Raw genomic sequence first — 14,845 nt, forward strand, 5'->3', positions numbered from 1 at the left:
TGGAGCACTTCGGAACATACACTGGATCGATGACGACGCGCAGCTATCGGCAGCGGTGCGGTCTCGCGGCCGCGTTGGACGTCGTCGGCGAACGATGGACGCTGCTGGTGCTGCGGGAGCTGTTCGCCGGACCACTGCGGTTCACCGAGCTGCTGCGCACACTGCCCGGGGTCAGCTCAGCACTCCTGACCGAGCGGCTGAGACAGGTCCAGGGCGCCGGACTGATCAGCCACGACGGCACCCGCTACCGGCTGACCGAGGACGGCGCCGCGCTCAGCGACGCCCTGTCCGCGCTCGCGGCCTGGGGTTCGCGGCGGCTCCCCGCCGAGGGAGCGGTCACCGAGCCGCTGTGGACCCTGCAGACCCTGGCCGCCACGGCCGGCCGAGGCGGCCGCACGCCGGGAGTCGCCAACGTCGAGGTCGACGGCACCTGGTACCACCTGGTGATCGGCCGCGCCGCGCTGTCCGCACGCAGGGGCGCCCACCCCGAGCCGACCCAGGTACTCCACACGACGCTCGCCGAGCTCGAGTCCCTCCGCGAGGGCGACCCGGCCACACCCCCGCCGCTGCGCGAGCTGTTCGGGAACCCCCGCGAGTCGGGGATTCCGTCAGGGTGAGTCGGGGATTCTGTCGGGTCTGACGAAATCCGCGACTCGCCCTGACGAATCTCCCGACTCGCGGGCTGCCGGGGTGACCACGAGGCCGTGCCTCGGCTGGTAGGTCATCGCGTAGCGGCCGGTCACCGGAGCCGTGCCGGGAGTCAGGTCGAACCGCTGCACGAGCATGACCAGTGCCAGCGTGGCGATCGTCAGTGCCATCGGCTCACCGATGCACCGGCGCTGACCGAGGCCGAACGGGAAGTAGGCCGCCCGGTGCCGAATCGCGACGGAGCCCGGCTCGAACCGGTCGGGATCGAAGCGTTCCGGATCGGGCCAGTGCTCGGGCGTGCGATGCGTGGCGTGCGGGCACAGGACCAGCTGCGCACCCGCCGGGATGGGGTGGTCCCCGAGCCGGTCGGCGCCGTCGGCGGCCCTGAAGTACATCGGGAACGCCGGATAGAGCCTCAGCCCTTCGGCGATCACCCGCGCGGTGTAGGGCAGCTCGGGAAGATCGTTGATGGTCGGGGTACGACCGGCCAACGCTCGATCCACCTCGGCGCGCAGCGTGTGCGTCACCTCCGGGGCCTCGTTCAGCAGGTGACACGTCCACGCGAGAGTGCTGGCGGTGGATTCGTAGCCGGCCATGAACATCGTGAAGATCTCGTCGCGGATCTGCCGGTCGCTCATCGGCTCGCCGGTGTCGGGATCGCGCGCGGCGAGCAGATCCTGGAGAAGCTCTCCGCCGCCGTGTTCGTCGCGGTGCATCGCGACGAGCAGTCGAATCTCCTCATCCAGCTCGCGCACGGCCCGCTGGTACGCACCGCGCCCCGGCACCGGCACCCACCTGGGCAGGAAGAAGGCAGGCAGCTGACCGGCCATCCCGGCGAAGACGCGGTCGGCCAGACGCACCAGCTTGTCGGCACGGCCCGCCGGAAGTGCGGAGGAGAACAACACCCGCAGGATCACCGCGATGTCCAGGTGGAGGAACTCCTCGAGCAGATCGACCGGTCCGGACCAGCCGTCCAGGCGACGCTGCCACACCTCGGTGACGACCTCTGAGGTCAGCCGCATTCCGCTCTGCTGGAACGAGGGCTGCATGAGCCTGCGCTGCCGGCGCCACAGCGCGCCCTCCGAAGTGAACAGTCCCTCGCCGAACGCGATCCGGATCCCGTTCATGATCCGGCCCTTGGAGTAGTTGGCCGCGTTGGTGACCAGGACCTGGCGCACGTGATCGGGGTCGGACACGACGTAGACACCGGTCGGACCGAGTGGTACGCGGACCAGGCCGCCGTTCGCCAGCGCCGCCCGGGAGCACACCCCGACCGGGTCGCGGACCAGCCACGGCAACGCACCGAGCAACGGCATCGTGCGGCAGCCCGCGACCTTGGCCATTCCCGACCTCTTTGCATCAACAACAAGATCTTGGGGAGTCAACCAACCGCTCGCTCCGGTTGTCCACCCGGCCCGGCAATGCCGTCGACCTCGTCGACTCCCGCGCTTACGGTGGGAGTCGTGGAGAACCGCCTGCGTGCGGTCGAGGAGCTGCTCCTCGACCGGCGAGCCGACACCGTCCCGCATCCGGGCGGCACGCTCCTCGACCATCTGCGCCGGGTGCGGCTACTGCTCGCCGAGTGGGGCGCCGGTCCCACTGTGCAGCTCGCCGGGCTCGGCCACGCCTTCTACGGCACCGACGGCTTCGCGGTCGGCCTGCTCGACCTCCCCGAACGCCCCCGTCTCGCCGCGATCGCCGGGGAGGACGCCGAGGCGTTGATCTACCTCTACGCCAGTTGCGACCGCGCCGCGACCTACCCGAGGCTGGCCTCGGGAGAGTCGCTCTTCACCGACCGGTTCACCGGGCTGTCGAGCACCCCGGACCCCGCTGCCCTCCGGGCTTTCATGGAGATCACGGCGGCCAACGAGATGGACGTCACGCAACACAATCAGGCGATCGCCGAGGCACACGGCCCGGCGCTGAAAGGCCTGATCAGGAACACCCGGCAGCATCTCAGCGCCCAAGCGCTGCAGGCCTGGGGGGTCGGCTGAGCGACCCCGGGCGCGCGGGGAGTTCATTTCACATGCGGTAACTTCGGAAATCCACGGCAGTGCAGCCATCTGAGATTGTGCGGAGATCGAGCGTGTATCCACACCGACGTGGTTCGGTCGGCCCGCTGCGGGTGGCCGCGGTGGCCTGCCTGGTGGCGCTGACGCTGGCCGGATGCGCACGGGCCTCGGATGTCGACCATGCCGCCGACGGCACTTCGAGTCGGACGGCGGGAGCACCGGTGCCACTGACCGCCTCGGAGATTCCCGGCTTCTTCGGCAACGGCGTCAGCTTCACACCGCGCGGTTCCTTCGGGCTCGACCACTCGGAGCTGGTCACCGACCCGAGCGCACCGGGCGGCCGTTTCCTGCAGGTGAGCTATCCGAAGGGGTCGGCGAGCCCGACCGTCGCCCGAGCCGACGGCGCCTCGACCGGAGGCGCCCAGCTCTACCTCCGTTTTCCCCGATCCGCCGACCTGTTGTTCCTGAGATACAGCGTCCGCTTTCCCGCCGGCTTCCAGTTCGTGAAGGGCGGAAAGCTCCCGGGGCTCTTCGGCGGCAGCGCCGGTTCCGGCGGAAACCACCGCGACGACGGCTTCTCCACGCGCTTCATGTGGCGGCGCGACGGAGCCGGCGAGGTGTACGCCTACTTCCCGGGCGCCACCGGCGACGGCGCCTCGCTCGGCCGGGGTTCGTGGAGCTTCTCCCCCGGCCGGTGGGCGCGGATCGAGCAGCGGGTGCAGCTCAACACCCCGGGCCGAGCCGACGGCACGATCACCGTGTGGCTCGACGGCCACCGGGTGTTCCACCAGCCCGACCTGATCTTCCGCACCGACGCCCGGCTGCACATCGACGGGCTGTTCTTCTCCACGTTCTTCGGCGGCGGCGATCCGTCCTGGGCCAGCCCGGTCGACCAGCACATCGACTTCGCCGACTTCACCGTCGCCGAGCACAGTCTCGACCGTCCAGCGAGCCGCTGAGCAGCTCAGCCCCGCTCGTCGACCACGAACATCAGCAGGCCCACGAGCAGCAACAACACCGCGCCCCACGCGGCTCGGTTGCCCCACCACCCGGTGGCCACGGCGCCCAGGGCCGCCCCGACCAGGAACGCCAGACAGATCGCGCCGAACGCCCTCGCCTGCTCGGCCGAGCCGGGCAACCGCCGGATCACCGCCCGGTACGTCGCCTGGGACGCGGTCCGCAGGTTGCCGGTCGTCATGGTCGTGTTGACCGACCAGTCCCGCAGCTTGCCGAACGTCGAGTTCTGCATCGCGGCGGCGTAGGCGACGGCAAGCACGATCACCGTGCTGTTGAGCGTTCCGGGCAGAGCGCCCACCACCGCCAACACGACGATCTCGAGAGCCAACGCGACCCGCGCGGGCCGGCGGATCCGGCGCGCGACCCACGGATGCCCCACCGTCTCGGCCGTGGCCACCCCGAGGACGAACGCCACTATGGGCAGCACGTGCCGCACCGCGCCCCGCCAGTCGGCGCGCGCGGCCGACACACCGAGCAGCACGACGTTGCCGGTCTGCGCGTTGGCGAACACCCCGCCGTGCCCGATGAACATGAACCCGTCCAGGTAGCCGCCCGCGACCGCGAGCAGCGCCGCCAAGCGCAGCGTGCCCGAGGTCGTCCGGCTACCGTCCATCGCCGGTCAGTGTGAACGACCGAGCCGGCCGGGGCTGGCTGCCCCGGCCGGACCTCGGCTCACATCACCCGGTCAGCGGTGGACCGGCGCACCGTTGAAGCGGCCGCCCCGGCAGAAGAAGTTGTGCCAGCGGTCGTGGGTCCGGTCCACATGGCCGCCGCCCCGGTTGCAGCGATCCGCGCTGACCCACCAGCGGTGGCCGTCCCAGCCACCACCGTTGCCGTCCCAGCCGCCACCGTGACCGAAGCCACCGCGACCGTCCCACTGTCCGTGGCGGCCGTCCCAGTCCGGGCCGTGCTGGTTGTCGGCGGGGACGGCCATGGCCGTCAGCGCCACGCCGGGAGCACTGGTCGCCACGGCCGGTGCCGAGACGAGAGCGGCGGCTGCCGCCGCACCTAGGACAGTCGTGAGGGCGAATCGGCGAATCATCGTCATGGCTCTCCTTGATCGAACCCGTTCAGCAGGGAGCTACTGGTGGGCGTTACCGGCTACATCCAAGCGGGTACGGAGCGTGTTACGTGTCGATCATCAGCGGATCATCAGTTTCGGGCTTTGGTTTGCCGGGGGACTTTCACTACTTGGGCTGCCGCCCCGAGCCGATGAAGTCCCTTCTGGTCTTGTTGTGTGGTTGGTCGGGGTGGGTCTGATCGCGGTGTTCTGGCTGTGACCGTTTGTCGCTGGTGGGGGTCTGTTGGCTGGTTGACCTGCAGATAGTCTGTTTTGTCGGTGTTCGAACGTATGATCGATGGCATGCAGGGTGGGGTGTCGGTCGGTTCCTGGCTCGCGGGTATGCCCGCCGGGCCACTCCTCGGTGCTGTCCTGTCCGCCCTGGACATGGACGCCGTGTCAGATGACTACGTCGTCGGTGTACTGCAAGCCTGTGGGCGTCAGCGTGCGCACGTCGAAGGGCTGTACACCGCCGCGGTCGCCACGGTGGTGCAACGCGCCGCAGCTGTCGGGTCGGAGCAGTACGCCTCCGATGAAGTACGCGCCGCGTTGACCTTGTCTCGCAGTCGGGCGCGGACCGAGTGCGATTTCGCCCAGGTTCTGTGTCTGGAGCTGCCGGCGGTGCACGCGGCGATGCTGGCCGGGCTGATCGACCGGGACCGGGCGTTGGTGTTCACCTATCACCTCGCGGGTTTGCCTGAAGATCTGATCGCCGCGGTGATCGCGCGGGTGTTGCCGGTGGCGCCGGGGTTGACGACGGGGCAGTTGCGGGCCCGAATCCTGAAGCTGATCATCACCGTGGAGCCGGACCGAGCCGAAGACCAGTACGAACAAGCCCTGGCCGATCGGATGGTGGTGGGCTACCTCGACTCGGCGGGCACCGCCACGGTCACCGCCACCGGACTACCACCCGATGAAGCCGCGGCCGCGACCGAACGGATTGCGAAGCTGGCGCTGGCCGCGAAACGTGCGGGGCATCGCGGCCGGATCGACCAGCTGCGCGCCGACATCTTCCTGCGGCTGCTGGACGGGCGGTTCCATCACCTGACCCGCACTCAGATGGTCGCCGCACTGCTGGCCGAAACCTCGCCGCCGAGTCCTGCCGGCGAACCGGCCGACACCGAGCCGGCCGAGGTTGAGCCCGTCGATATTGATTTCGGCGCTGAAGGGCCGGTGGAGGCTGTTGCTGAGGTGGTGGGTCGGGTGTCGGGGATCGAGGTGCGGGCCCGGCTCGACACACTGGCCGGGCTCAACAACCTCCCCGGTGAACTCCCGGGCTGGGGCCCGATCCTCGGGTCGGTTGCTCGACGCGCTGCTGGGCGCCAACACAGTGGTCAGTGGCGGTGGGTGGTCACCGATGTCGATGGTTACCTGATCGCCGAAGGCATCACCCGCCGCCGACCAGCTACCGGCCCGCCCGGCTACCGCGCCGAAGGCGGAATCGTCGAACTTGCGATCCCCTCCACCGCGCTCGCCCAACTGACCAAAAACCCACCCCAGGCATGGGCGAAAGTCATCACCGACATCGCCACCCAATACCAGCAAGCCCGCGAACGCGACCCCGCCGAGAAACTCGACACCCAACCCGGGCGGCGACACCCGACCAACGCACTACGGCGATACACCCAAATCCGGGACCGCACCTGCACCGCACCAGGCTGCCGACGATCGGCAGTGCAGTCCGAACTCGACCACACCCATGACGTCCAGCACGGCCCCACCACCAGGACCAACCTGGCACCGGCCTGCGCACACGACCACGCACTCAAACACCGAGGACGCTGGACAGTCACCCAACCCCACCCCGGCTACTTCCGCTGGAAAAGCCCCCTCGGCCGCACCTACCCCACCCGAGGAGAACCCATCACCGACCCAGAGGGCGACGAAGACCCGCCACCGTTCTAGGAGGCCGGTTTCAGCTGGTCCGATGGACCACGGTCTTCATCGACGGGCTGTTCAGCGCCTGTGCCGCGTCCTCCCAGCGCGCCACCGTCGTCGTCACGGGTGACGGGTCGAAACCCGACGCGAACGCCTCCAGGACGGCAGGCAGCGTGCCCCTCGCGTGCGCCCGGCCGGTGACGAAGGTGCAGCCCCGCGAGTACATCCGCAGCAGTGGCAGCTCGACATCGGTCAGGTAGATCGACGGGCTCGTGCAGGTTCCGTCGAGGGCGGTGCTGTCCAGAGCCAGCCGGAGGCCTTCCGGTGTGCCACTCGCGTCGACAGTGATCGGGAAGGACCCGACCTTGCGGCGCGGCGCGTCAGCCAGGCCGATCACCTCGGCGCCGAACGCTTCAGCGACCGAGCCCCTGGTGGGGTTCGCGCCGGCGTCCGCGTAGACGACGCGAGAAGCGCCGAGCGCGACCGCGATACCGACGGCGTAGAGCCCGATCGAACACGGGCCCGCATCGCCGCCCACCACGAGCACCTCCGCCCCGGGATCCTCTGCCAGGCCGGGTCCGACTGTGCGCCAGGCGTCGGGGATGTTGTCGCTCGCGCTGGCCACCGCCACCGGGTCCAGCGTGTCGGGCAGCGGGACGAGCATGGCGTCCGCGTGCGGGACCAGGACCAGATCCGCGAGCAGACCACCCCACTGCTGCCCACCCAGTGGACCCAGGCCGTAGCTGGACATCAGCGCGTGTGCGGCGCAGTTCCCGGTTCGGCCACGCAGGCAGGGCGCGCACTGCCCGCACGAGATCTGGAACGGCACGATCACGCGGTCACCCGGTGCGACCCGGCTCACCTCGTCGCCGACCGCCACGACCTCCGCGACGCCCTCGTGGCCGAGCGGGTACGGGCCGGGCAGCGGATAGGAGCCGCGCAGGACCGCCACGTCGAGGTCGCAGGTCGCCACCGCGATCGGCCGCACCAACGCGCCCGCCGGACCGGACAGTTCGGGTTCCTCGACCTCTTCCCATCGGGTCCGTCCCGGGCCGTCGAACATGAGCCGCCGCACGTTCCACCTCACTTCGCCTCGTTCTAGGACGACTGTCTTATTAAGACGGTCGTCTTGTCAAGGACTACCGTGGCCGGTGTGCCACGCAGAACCGACGCGCGCGAGCGCATGATCCGGACCGCGGCCGCCCTGTTCCGCACCCAGGGCTTCGCGGCGACCGGCTGGCGGCAGGTGATCGCCGACAGCGGTGCCCCGTGGGGCAGCCAGGCGCACCACTTCCCGGGCGGCAAGGAGCAGCTCGCGGTCGAGGCGGTCGCGCTGTCCGGCGCCGGCTACGGACGACTGCTGCGCAAGGTCCTGCGCGACCAGCACCCGGCGGATGCGGTCGCGCAGTGGATCGATCTCGCCGCCGCCCACCTGGCCGCGACCGAATGGGCCGACGGTTGCCCCGTCGCCACCCTCACACTGGAAACGGCGCACACCTCGACGTCGCTGGCGGCGGCCTGCGCCGGCGCCTACGCCGACTGGCGCACGGCCCTGACCGACGCGATCAGCGCACGTGGCCTCCCGGAGCCCGAGGCGACGTCGTTGGCGACACTGACGCTCGCCGCCTTCGAGGGCGGCATGCTCCTGGCCAGAGCCGAACGCAGCACGACACCCCTGGACACCGTGAGCCGCGAGCTGATGGCGACGCTCCGCGACCGCGTTCCCTGACCACGACGACACACAAAATGTGACTGATGGTGCTAATGAGGTGCTTGCGAGTGGGTGAACCTGCGCACCCGTTGGATCCCCTGCGGCAGGTCGCTCCCGAGGTCGGCTCCCCCGGCCGTAATAACGTTCGCGCCACGGGGAGGTCAGATGACGACAACGTGCGCAAGCTGCGGGGACACGGCTACGAATGGGGGAGCACGCTACTGCTCGAATGCATGCAGACAACGCGCCTACCGGCTCAGGACCCGCTCCGGATCGGCCGTGTCGGCGGGCCCCGCCGACACGGAACTACCTCATCAGCTCGACTGCTTCGTGGGCCGGGAGGACGAACTCGCCGGCATCGCGAAACTGCTGCGGAACGGACGGTTGATCACCCTGCTCGGCCCGGCGGGCGCGGGTAAGTCACGGATCGCCTCGGAGCTCGCCGCGCGGGTGCAGCGCCGGTACGAGCACGGTGTCCGGGTGGTCGACCTCGGTGGCCTGACCGGTACCGAGCTGGTCGGCCAGCGGGTCGCGGCGGCGGTCGGGATCGCCGAGCAACCCGGCACGGCGCTCGTGGAAACGGTGACCGCCGAGCTTCGCGGCAAGGAGCTGCTGCTCGTACTGGACAACTGCGAACACCTGGCCCAGGCGTGTGGCGAGCTGGTCGTGCAGCTGCTTCGTCGCTGCGGCGGGCTACGCGTGCTGGTCACCAGCCGCGAGGTGCTCCAGCTGCCGGGCGAGATGATCCATCCGATCGGTGAGCTCCCGCTCGCGGACGCCGTCCGGCTGTTCGTCGAGCGGGCCAGGGCCGTCGCGCCGGGCTTCGCCGACCCGGGTACCGGAGAGCGACACGCGGAGCTGGAGCTGATCTGCACGCGGCTGGACTGCCTGCCGTTCGCGGTCGAGCTGGCCGCCCGGCTGGTCCGGCTGCTCCCGTTGACCGACATCATCGCGGGCCTCGACGACCGGTTCGCCATGCTCGCGGCGACATCCCGGGGGTTCGACACCCGTCACCGCGACCTGCGTGCCGCGCTCGAGTGGAGCTACGAGTTACTCGAGCCGGCCGAACAGGCGCTGTTCCGCCGGTTGTCCGTGCTGCCAGGGGGGTTCGGGATCGACCTCGCCGCCGCCGTCGGTGACACGCCGGCCTCGTCGATGGTCCCGCTGATGTCGTCGCTGGAGTCCAAATCGGTCATCGCCGCGAGCACCGAGTGCCACGGACGGTTCCGGCAGCTGGAGTCCGTCCGGTACTTCGCGGGGCGCAAGCTCGACGAAGCGGGTGAGCGGGTGGCGGCGACGGACCGGCTCGTCGACTGGCTCACCGGTATCGCCGAGCCGTTGACCAGGAGCTTCACCACGAGCGGAGCCGTCCTCGACCGGCTGGGCTCGGAGCTGTCGAACCTGCGCACTGGCGTCGAGTACCTGCGCGGCGGCACCGACGACCGCCTCCTGCTGCTGGAGAGCGCACTGGCGCGCTGCCGGCAGCGGCTCGGGATCGCCGCCGACGGCCGGGAACGTCTCGCCTCCGCACTGCGCATGCCGGACGCCTCCCCCGCCTACCGCACATTGGCCTGGGAACAGGCATCGTGGCTGGCCGGCTGGCACGACGCGCACCGGGAGTCCGCTGAGTGCGCGCGGCAGGCAGTCGCCACCGGCGCCGAGCACGGCAACGCCGCACTGCTCGGCCGGGCGCTGCAGGCACTGGGTTTCGCCGAGCAGGTGCGCGGCGACTACCCGGCCGCGACCAGCAGCTTCGCGCGGTGCCTGAGCCATGTGCGGACACTCGACGAACCGATGAGCGTCGGGCTGTGCCTGAACAACCTGGCGTGGGCGCGCATCCTGGACGGCGATCTCGACGGCGCCGGGGAGGCACTCGCCGAAGCGGCCCCGATCTACCGAAGGCACGCCGAACCGGTGCGACGCGCGGCGCTGCTGCACACCAACGGGGTGCTGGCGTTGCGGCGGGACGACGTGGCCGCCGCGGCCAACCATTTCGTCGACTCGCTGCGGTCGTTGCCCGACCGAGGGTCGCTGATCTGGCCCTACGCCGTCGAAGGTCTCGCGGTCGGGGCCCTGCGCGGCGGGGACGTGGAGCGAGGACTGCGCCTGGCCGGGCTCGCAGGGGTGCACCGTTCGGGAGTGGGCGACCCGTGGTGGCGTGACCTCGTCTCGCTCGCCGTCGCCGACGCCAGGGGCCGGGTGCCCGAGCGGCGGGCGAACGCGCTGCTGGACGAGGGTCGCGCGTTGTCACCACACGACGGCGAGCGCTACGCGCTGACCGGCGAGCGTCCGACCGGGCCCACCGCCCATCCGGACCTTCCGCTCACCGGACGCCAGTTCGGCGTGGCGACGCTGCTGGTCGAGGGCCTGACCAACCGTCAGATCGCCGGTCGCCTCCGAATCTCGGAGCGCACCGTCGAGACGCACCTCGACCACATCCGCACGAAGCTGGACCTGCGGTCCCGCGCCCAGGTGGCCGCGTGGGCAGCGACCCGGCAACCGGTCAGGCGATGAACTCGCACGGGACGATCTCGGCTCAGCGCACGGTCACCGGGAGTGAGTGCAGCCCTCGGACCACGAACCCCGGTTTGTACCTCGGCTCGGTCGTCGGCGCCAGGTTCGGGACGCGGCGCAGGAGGGAGCCGACGACCGTTGTCATCTCCATCCTCGCCAGTGGCGCGCCCAGGCAGAAGTGGATGCCGGCACCGAAGGTCAGGTGCGGGTTGGGTGCGCGGCCGATGTCGAAGCTGTCCGGATCTCGAAAGACCGAGGGGTCTCGGTTCGCCGAGCCGAACAGCAGCGCGAGCTCGGCGCCGAACGGCACGGTGACCGGCTCGTCACCGGTCGCCGGCTCACCGACCGTGATGTCGCTGAGCACCCAGCGTTCGAACATCGGGGTGGCGCAGTCGTAGCGCAGCATCTCCTCGATCGCCGGGCCCAGCAGGCCATCGAGATCGGCGCGGAGTCTGACGTGTTGCTCGGGATGACGTAGCAGCGCCCAGACCCCGTTGCCGGTCGCGTTCACCGTCGCCTCGTGCCCGGCGTTGAGCAGCAGCACACACGTGCCGATCAGCTCGTCGGGCGTCAACCGGTCCCCGTCCGCGTCGACCACCGCGACCAGGTCACTGAGCAGGTCGTCGGTGGGTGACGTCCGCCTGCGTGCCGCGAGCTGCCGCAGGTAGTCGCCGAACTGCACGCAGGCCGAGGCGGCCGCCTCACCGTCCGTCCGGTCCGCGTTCAGCTCGAACATCCGGCAGATCGTCGCCGACCACGGCCGCAACAGCTCCCGGTCGGCCTCCGGTACGCCGAGCAGCTCCGCGATCACGGTCACCGGCAACGGCTCTGCGACACCCGCGACCAGGTCCACCGCCGATCCGTCCGAGCCGGCGTCGATCAGCCGGTCGAGAAGATCGTCGGTCAGCCGCTGGACGCGGGAGGCGAGCGCGGCGACCCGGCGCGGCGTGAACGCGGACGACACGAGTCTGCGCAGCCGCGTGTGATCCGGTGGTTCCCGGTCGAGCATTCCGTTGCCGATGGTCGCCCAGAACGGAGCGAGGTAGTCCGGCGGTCGCTCACGGCCGAACGACTCATGGTCCGCGACGTGGGTGTAGGTCCGGCCGAGGCGCCGGTCCCGCAGCAGCCCCGCCACCAGGGGGTACCGGGAGATCAACCACTGCCCGGTCGTCTCGTCGAACACCGAGGGTGGGCCGGCGCGGAGCTTGTCGAACGCCGGGTACGGGTCGTCCACGAAGTGCTGGGAACTCGGGTCGTAGCCGTCCATACGCCTCTCCCCTGCCGCCGGCCTCCAGTGTCTCGCGGCCGGCTCGACCGCGACACTGCGAAAAGATACGTGTCATATCTTTGTTCCAGACGGAACCAATGGAGCATTGACAGGCTGGTGGGATGCGCGTATCTATTCAGGGCACTGATACTGATACGTCTTCTATGGCTGGAGCGAGATGTCCGCGCGCACCGGAGCTCCCACCGCGGTGGCCACCATCCGACCGCTGAGCCGCACCGCTGAGCGGCTCGACGCGGTGCGGCTGTACCGGCAGGTGTTCGGCCTTGCCGACACCGATCCGGCGATCAACGCCAAGCTGCTGTGCGGGCTACAGCGCGCCGGCGGTTCGGCGATCGGGGCGTTCGACACCGACGGGAGACTCGTCGGTTTCGTCTACGGCTTCGTCGGGCTGGACGGTTCCGTCCCCTATCACCACTCGCAGACCGCGGCGGTCGATGCGGCGGTGCAGGGCCAGGGCGTCGGACGTCGGCTGAAGCTGGCCCAGGCCGAGGTGGCACGGACCAGCGGCGTGCGCACGATGCGCTGGACCTACGACCCGTTGCAGGCACGCAACGCCCATTTCAACCTCGACGTGCTCGGCGCCGTCGGCCGCTGGTTCCACCGTGACTACTACGACATGCGGGACGGCCTGGGCCGCACGGACCGGGTGGTCGTGGACTGGCCGCTCGACCGCGAGCCGGCCGTCCCGACGCCGGTCCCGCCGCCGGAGGCGCCGAGGTGGGGCCGGACGGTCCGCGCCTCCGGCGGCACCTGGCTGGCCGTCCCGGCCGATTGGGCGCAGGTCTACCGGACCGACCGGGTAGCCGCCGACCTGCTGCGCGACGAGGTCGCCACCGAGCTCGACCGGCTGTTCGGCGACGGCGCCGCGATGGTGTCCTGCCGCCGGGTCGACGACGCCACCGCGCTCTACCGCTTCGGAGCGGGCCGGTGAGCGCGGCGGACGATCAGCACAGCCGCAACCGTGAGCTGACCAGCCCCGATGACCGCTACCGGGCCCGGTTACGCAGGCCGTCCACGTCGACCGCGCTGCTCCAGCAGGTGGTCGCGCAGGAGACGGCCAACCTGTCCGCCACGCTGGAGCGCCTGCGCGCGGACGGCTCGCTGGAGCTGGCCGCGCGGCGGATCGTGGCGGCGCGGCGACGGTTCATCACCGGCGGAGCCAAGTCCTGGTCCTACGCGTCGTTGCTGGCCACCGACCTGTCCGCGAGCCTGGCGAACATCTCGCTCGTCGACCCGGGGACGGTCCGGGCCGTCGACATGCTGTGTGACGTGCGGCCGGATGACCTGCTGGTCGTGTTCTCGATGCGCCGCTACGCCCGCTCCACGTCCTCGGTCGCGGCCGAGTTCGCCTCGGCGGGCGGCACGGTGGTCGCGGTCACCGACGACTCCGACAGCGCGGTCGCACGGGCAGCCGAGGTCGCGGTGGTCGTGCACACCGACAGCGCGTCCTACGCCGACTCCCCCACCGCGGTCGCCGCCGTCGTGCACATACTGGCGACACTCAGCGCGGCCAGCGCGAAGGGGGCACGGCGTCGCCTGGCGCGCCGCGACGAGCTGACCGCGCGGCTGAACATCTACACGGACGGCTCCTGACATGCGGATCCGTCGTGTCGAGCTGACCCAGGTACGGCTGCCGCTGGTCACCGCGTTCGAGACCAGTTCGCACCGCAAGTCCTACCTGGAACACATCCTGGTCATGGTCGAGGACTCCGACGGTGCGCTCGGCTGGGGTGAGATCGCCTCACCGTCCGGCCCGTTCTACACGTCGGAGACCGTCGAGACCTGTTGGGCCGTGGCCGCCGAGCACCTGGTCCCCCGGCTGCTGCGCGCCGACTGGGACCATCCGCGACAGGTTCCGTCGGCATGGCGCGCGGTGCGCGGCAACGAGTTCGCCAAGGCAGGACTCGACGCGGCCTGCTGGGTGCTCTGGGCCCGGACCCAGGGGCGGCCGCTCGCCGAGGTGCTCGGCGGTCAACGGCGCTCGGTCGTCGCCGGGGTCAGCCTGGGCATCGAAGCGACCGTCGAAGCTCTGCTCGACCAGGTGCGCGACCAGGTCGACGCGGGCTATCCGCGGGTGAAGCTCAAGATCGCTCCCGGGTGGGACGTCCGCCCGGTGACCGAGGTGCGCGCGGCGTTCCCGGACGTGACGCTGCAGGTCGACGCGAACGGCGCCTATCGCGAGACCCCCGAGCACCTGGATGCGCTGCTGGCGCTGGACGAGACCGGGCTGCTCATGATCGAGCAGCCGTTCGCCCCCCGGAACCTGATGGCGGCCGCCCGGCTGCAGAGCCGCATCGGCACCCCTGTGTGTCTGGACGAGTCGGTCGTGACACCGGACGACCTGGAGACCGCGCTCGCGCTCGGGGCCTGCCGGGTGCTGAACATCAAGGTCTCCCGGATGGGCGGGCTCGGCGCCGCGGTGGAGGCGCACGATCTGGCCAGGGCCCACGGCATCGACGTCTGGTGCGGCGGAATGCACGAGTTCGGGATCGGTCGTGCCGCGAACGTCGCGCTGTCCAGCCTGCCGGGATTCGTGCTGCCGTCGGACGTCTCCGGTTCGGACAAGTACTACGCCCACGACGTGGTGACGCCGCCGGTCAGCGCCGACAAGGGCGTGGTGACGGTGCCGTGGCACGCCCCGGGGCTCGGCTTCGAGATCGACACCGGCCTGATCAGGGCCCACGCCGTCCGCACGACCGAGCTGCGAGGCGACTGAC

General features: G+C 70.5%; 14 protein-coding genes. 9 read left to right on the forward strand and 5 right to left on the reverse strand.

What is annotated here, in order from left to right:
* The first annotated feature begins 29 nt into the window (after positions 1-29).
* A complete protein-coding gene (locus G406_RS53580) occupies positions 30-617 on the forward strand; it encodes a winged helix-turn-helix transcriptional regulator (protein WP_051341380.1) in 588 nt (195 codons plus the stop codon).
* On the opposite strand, the gene G406_RS53585 is transcribed toward G406_RS53580, so the two are convergent.
* Entirely contained in the window at positions 609-1,991 is a 1,383-nt protein-coding gene (locus tag G406_RS53585; RefSeq protein WP_051341382.1) for a cytochrome P450, read from the reverse strand. The two genes, G406_RS53580 and G406_RS53585, sit on opposite strands and share 9 nt — an antisense overlap.
* Positions 1,992-2,111: 120 nt before the next feature.
* Here G406_RS53585 and G406_RS44300 point away from each other — a divergent pair, with 120 nt between their 5' ends.
* Both G406_RS44300 and G406_RS44305 read left to right on the forward strand, forming a co-directional pair.
* Positions 2,112-2,642, forward strand: coding sequence for a DUF6817 domain-containing protein (locus G406_RS44300; RefSeq protein ID WP_156934643.1), 531 nt, complete (start codon positions 2,112-2,114; stop codon positions 2,640-2,642).
* Between the two features lie 92 nt (positions 2,643-2,734).
* A complete protein-coding gene (locus tag G406_RS44305; protein ID WP_051341384.1) occupies positions 2,735-3,619 on the forward strand; it encodes a polysaccharide lyase in 885 nt (294 codons plus the stop codon).
* 5 nt (positions 3,620-3,624) lie between these two features.
* On the opposite strand, the gene G406_RS0102990 is transcribed toward G406_RS44305, so the two are convergent.
* Positions 3,625-4,290 carry a YoaK family protein gene (locus tag G406_RS0102990; RefSeq protein WP_028932648.1) on the reverse strand — a complete coding sequence of 222 codons (666 nt, stop codon included), beginning with the start codon at positions 4,288-4,290 and terminating at the stop codon, positions 3,625-3,627.
* Positions 4,291-4,362: 72 nt separating this feature from the next.
* A complete protein-coding gene (locus G406_RS44310) occupies positions 4,363-4,725 on the reverse strand; it encodes a hypothetical protein (protein ID WP_051341386.1) in 363 nt (120 codons plus the stop codon).
* Between the two features lie 315 nt (positions 4,726-5,040).
* Between G406_RS44310 and G406_RS53590 the strand changes: the two genes are divergently transcribed.
* A complete protein-coding gene (locus tag G406_RS53590) occupies positions 5,041-6,642 on the forward strand; it encodes an HNH endonuclease signature motif containing protein (RefSeq protein WP_169736574.1) in 1,602 nt (533 codons plus the stop codon).
* Between the two features lie 10 nt (positions 6,643-6,652).
* Here the strand turns inward: G406_RS53590 and G406_RS0103005 are convergent, their stop codons facing one another.
* On the reverse strand, positions 6,653-7,702 hold the full coding sequence (locus G406_RS0103005) for a zinc-dependent alcohol dehydrogenase (protein WP_211241016.1): 1,050 nt from the start codon (positions 7,700-7,702) through the stop codon (positions 6,653-6,655).
* Positions 7,703-7,768: 66 nt separating this feature from the next.
* Between G406_RS0103005 and G406_RS0103010 the strand changes: the two genes are divergently transcribed.
* Positions 7,769-8,344 (forward strand): TetR/AcrR family transcriptional regulator, encoded by a 576-nt coding sequence (locus tag G406_RS0103010; protein ID WP_028932651.1) that lies wholly within the window; start codon positions 7,769-7,771, stop codon positions 8,342-8,344.
* A gap of 261 nt (positions 8,345-8,605) precedes the next feature.
* Entirely contained in the window at positions 8,606-10,840 is a 2,235-nt protein-coding gene (locus tag G406_RS0103015; RefSeq protein ID WP_028932652.1) for an ATP-binding protein, read from the forward strand.
* 22 nt (positions 10,841-10,862) lie between these two features.
* Here G406_RS0103015 and G406_RS0103020 read toward each other — a convergent pair whose 3' ends face one another.
* Entirely contained in the window at positions 10,863-12,107 is a 1,245-nt protein-coding gene (locus G406_RS0103020) for a cytochrome P450 (RefSeq protein ID WP_028932653.1), read from the reverse strand.
* Positions 12,108-12,285: 178 nt separating this feature from the next.
* Here G406_RS0103020 and G406_RS53595 point away from each other — a divergent pair, with 178 nt between their 5' ends.
* From G406_RS53595 to menC, 3 genes are read left to right on the forward strand one after another with little or no spacing between them, the layout of a single operon-like run.
* Positions 12,286-13,059, forward strand: coding sequence for a GNAT family N-acetyltransferase (locus G406_RS53595; protein ID WP_051341391.1), 774 nt, complete (start codon positions 12,286-12,288; stop codon positions 13,057-13,059).
* Positions 13,056-13,721: an SIS domain-containing protein gene (locus tag G406_RS0103030; RefSeq protein WP_028932654.1), complete on the forward strand. Its 666-nt coding sequence runs from the start codon at positions 13,056-13,058 to the stop codon at positions 13,719-13,721. Before G406_RS53595 ends, G406_RS0103030 begins: the two co-directional genes overlap by 4 nt.
* A gap of 1 nt (position 13,722) precedes the next feature.
* Positions 13,723-14,844, forward strand: a complete 1,122-nt coding sequence (gene menC, locus G406_RS0103035) for an o-succinylbenzoate synthase (RefSeq protein WP_028932655.1) — start codon at positions 13,723-13,725, stop codon at positions 14,842-14,844.
* The last annotated feature ends 1 nt before the right edge of the window (position 14,845 follow it).

It is taken from the genome of Actinospineispora spinosispora DSM 44797 (assembly GCF_000429025.1).
GTDB lineage: Bacteria > Actinomycetota > Actinomycetes > Mycobacteriales > Pseudonocardiaceae > Pseudonocardia > Pseudonocardia spinosispora.

What these genes read in the sequence shown, in the direction of transcription:
- G406_RS53580 (WP_051341380.1), top strand. Translation starts at nt 30, where the DNA reads ATGACGACGCGCAGCTATCGGCAGCGGTGCGGTCTCGCGGCCGCGTTG.
- G406_RS0103020 (WP_028932653.1), bottom strand. Translation starts at nt 12,107, where the DNA reads ATGGACGGCTACGACCCGAGTTCCCAGCACTTCGTGGACGACCCGTAC.
- G406_RS53585 (WP_051341382.1), bottom strand. Translation starts at nt 1,991, where the DNA reads ATGGCCAAGGTCGCGGGCTGCCGCACGATGCCGTTGCTCGGTGCGTTG.
- G406_RS44310 (WP_051341386.1), bottom strand. Translation starts at nt 4,725, where the DNA reads ATGACGATGATTCGCCGATTCGCCCTCACGACTGTCCTAGGTGCGGCG.
- G406_RS53595 (WP_051341391.1), top strand. Translation starts at nt 12,286, where the DNA reads ATGTCCGCGCGCACCGGAGCTCCCACCGCGGTGGCCACCATCCGACCG.
- G406_RS0102990 (WP_028932648.1), bottom strand. Translation starts at nt 4,290, where the DNA reads ATGGACGGTAGCCGGACGACCTCGGGCACGCTGCGCTTGGCGGCGCTG.
- G406_RS53590 (WP_169736574.1), top strand. Translation starts at nt 5,041, where the DNA reads ATGCAGGGTGGGGTGTCGGTCGGTTCCTGGCTCGCGGGTATGCCCGCC.
- menC (WP_028932655.1), top strand. Translation starts at nt 13,723, where the DNA reads ATGCGGATCCGTCGTGTCGAGCTGACCCAGGTACGGCTGCCGCTGGTC.